The following is a 2,744-nucleotide window of genomic DNA, read 5'->3' as shown; positions in this document are numbered from 1 at the left end:
CCAAATACGTCTTGCTCTGGAAGTGTTTCAAGAGCACCAACCATTACTTCAAAACCGATGTACTCAGCACGAGTTTTAACAACTTCTAGTGTTTGAGGATGAACATCGTCGGCAACGAAGAATACTTTGCTCTTGCTTTTACCAGCACGCTTACACAGTGTCATGGCTTCGCCAGCCGCTGTCGCTTCATCAAGAAGAGACGCGTTCGCGATTTCCATACCAGTTAAGTCCATTACCATTTGTTGGTAATTCAGTAGAGCTTCAAGGCGACCTTGAGAAATCTCTGGTTGGTATGGGGTGTAAGCTGTGTACCAGCCTGGGTTCTCTAGAACGTTACGTAAAATAACGTTTGGAGTGAATGTGTTGTAATAGCCTTGGCCAATGAAAGTACGTTTAACTTGGTTTAGGTTAGCGATCTCTTTAAGAGAGGTCAGCATGTCCATTTCGCTCAGTGGCGCAGCAAGTGTCATTGGTTTTTCAAGACGGATTTGTGCAGGAACCGTTTCGTCGATCAGTGCGTCAAGGCTAGTCGCGTTGATCGCTTCAAGCATTTTTTGCTGGTCTGCTTTATTAGGGCCGTTATGACGAGCAACAAACTCGTTTTGCGTACCCAAGTCTTTCAGTAATTGGCTTTGAAGTAATTCAGTCATGATATGTTCTACTTTCTCTCTGGAGCCGTGAGCTAGCCCCTAAAATTAAGCTGCTCCAAAGAGCAGCTTTATCGTAATGAGGTTACCTATTAGTCTTCTTCTACAGAGCTTAGGTATTCTTCCGCATCTTTAAGGTTGTTTAGTTCAGACGCATCAGACATCTTCACTTTAACAATCCAACCACCTTCATAAGGTTCTTCGTTGATTAGCTCTGGGCTATCTTCTAATTCTTCGTTGATTTCTACAATTTCGCCAGAGATTGGTGCGTAGATATCAGAAGCTGCTTTTACTGATTCAACCAGAGAGAAGCTTTCGCCAGCTTCAATTTCGTCTTCAGTGTCTGGCAGGTCAACAAACACAACGTCACCTAGTAGCTCTTGAGCGTGCTCAGAAATACCAATAGTTACAGTACCGTCACCGTTGTCTTTAACCCACTCGTGGCTGTCTGCAAACTTTAGTGTATTGTCCATTGCTTATTCTCCAAAAATTTATGAGGTTTTAATTTAAATCTAAAAATTGGTTTAACGGTAAAGAGGGAAGCGTTTGCAAAGCTCTTTAACTTGCTTGCGAACACGTTGCTCAACTTCAGCATTGCCTTCAGGGCTTTCAACTAAGCCATCAAGTACATCGCCGATCCATTCACCGATAAGTTTGAATTCTTCAGTGCCAAAACCACGACTGGTTCCAGCTGGCGTGCCTAAACGGATACCAGAAGTAATCATAGGCTTCTCTGTATCGAATGGTATGCCATTTTTGTTACATGTGATCCCTGCACGCTCTAATGCTTCTTCAGTTACGTTACCTTTCAAGCCTTTAGGGCGAAGGTCAACCAGCATTAGATGTGTGTCTGTACCGCCAGTCACAATGTCACAACCGCGAGTTTGCAACACTTCAGCAAGAACTTTTGCGTTGTCGATCACTGAATCAATATAAGTATTAAATTCTGGGCCAAGTGCTTCGCCAAACGCCACTGCTTTAGCCGCGATAACGTGCATTAGTGGGCCGCCTTGAAGGCCAGGGAACACTGCAGAGTTGATCTTTTTGTTGATGTCTTCGTGGTTCGTCAGAATCATACCGCCGCGTGGGCCACGAAGTGTTTTGTGCGTTGTTGTGGTAACAACGTGTGCATGTGGTAGTGGGCTAGGGTGAGCACCTGTCGCGATAAGACCTGCGATGTGTGCCATATCGACCATTAGGAAAGCGCCAACTTCGTCAGCAATTTCGCGGAACTTAGCGAAATCAATAACGCGTGGGATAGCACTACCACCTGCAATAATCATTTTAGGTTGACTTTCGACAGCTAAAGCGCGAACTGCTTCGTAATCGATTTCAAGTGTGTCGCGGTCTACGCCATATTGAACTGCGTTGAACCACTTACCAGACATTGCAGGACGTGCACCGTGTGTGAGGTGACCACCAGCATCTAAAGACATACCAAGGATTGTATCGCCGGGTTGAAGTAGGGCAAGTTTTACTGCACCGTTTGCTTGAGCGCCAGAGTGAGGCTGCACGTTTACGTATTCACATTTAAACAGCTGTTTAGCACGTTCAATTGCGATAGCTTCAACGGTATCTACGTGCTCACAACCACCGTAGTAGCGACGGCCTGGGTAGCCTTCTGCGTATTTGTTGGTTAGGCAAGTGCCTTGAGCTTGCATTACTGCTTTAGAAACGATGTTCTCAGAAGCAATAAGTTCGATTTGTTCGTTTTGACGAGTGTTCTCTGCTTGGATTCCAGCAAATACGGCGTCGTCAGTACCTGATAGGTTCGTAGAGAAAAAACTGTCTAAGCTGTGGTTTTGGTAAGCGTTCATTGTCGAGACCTTTCATTAAGCTAATGGTGATTGTTTTTATAGTCCATTAGGTCTTACGTTGATTTCTGCATCGGTATCGTTTGCGCTATATAGGTACAGACATACGTTGATTGCGTATTAAATATACTCTTACAGCATCTAAGCGATCGTTGTAGGGTCAATGCAGCACGAATTGGTTCCCAAAAAATCGGGTAAAAAACAGCTCTCACAAATGTTAAATCTATCATTTGCGGCAAGCCGAAGTAGCATCTCTTCATCTAACAAGTCGATAACATAGCTC

The 2,744-nt window shown here is 44.5% G+C and carries 2 protein-coding genes and 1 pseudogene; all 3 read right to left on the bottom strand.

The features are described 5' to 3' along the window. Positions 1-650: pseudogene (locus AB4496_RS09435) on the bottom strand (glycine dehydrogenase (aminomethyl-transferring)); the annotation flags it as partial. Between the two features lie 89 nt (positions 651-739). Next, the gene (gene gcvH / locus AB4496_RS09430) at positions 740-1,120 is read right to left on the bottom strand and encodes a glycine cleavage system protein GcvH (RefSeq protein ID WP_009845137.1); all 381 of its coding nucleotides are present in this window, start codon (positions 1,118-1,120) and stop codon (positions 740-742) included. Between the two features lie 51 nt (positions 1,121-1,171). After that, a complete protein-coding gene (locus AB4496_RS09425; protein WP_102257709.1) occupies positions 1,172-2,464 on the bottom strand; it encodes a serine hydroxymethyltransferase in 1,293 nt (430 codons plus the stop codon). Positions 2,465-2,744 lie beyond the last annotated feature (280 nt).

Origin of the sequence: Vibrio sp. 10N.222.46.A1 (assembly GCF_041473595.1) — a bacterium.
Taxonomy (GTDB): domain Bacteria; phylum Pseudomonadota; class Gammaproteobacteria; order Enterobacterales; family Vibrionaceae; genus Vibrio; species Vibrio tasmaniensis_A.
This window is presented reverse-complemented; position numbering and strand designations above follow the sequence as displayed.

What these genes read in the sequence shown, in the direction of transcription:
- gcvH (WP_009845137.1), bottom strand. Translation starts at nt 1,120, where the DNA reads ATGGACAATACACTAAAGTTTGCAGACAGCCACGAGTGGGTTAAAGAC.
- AB4496_RS09425 (WP_102257709.1), bottom strand. Translation starts at nt 2,464, where the DNA reads ATGAACGCTTACCAAAACCACAGCTTAGACAGTTTTTTCTCTACGAAC.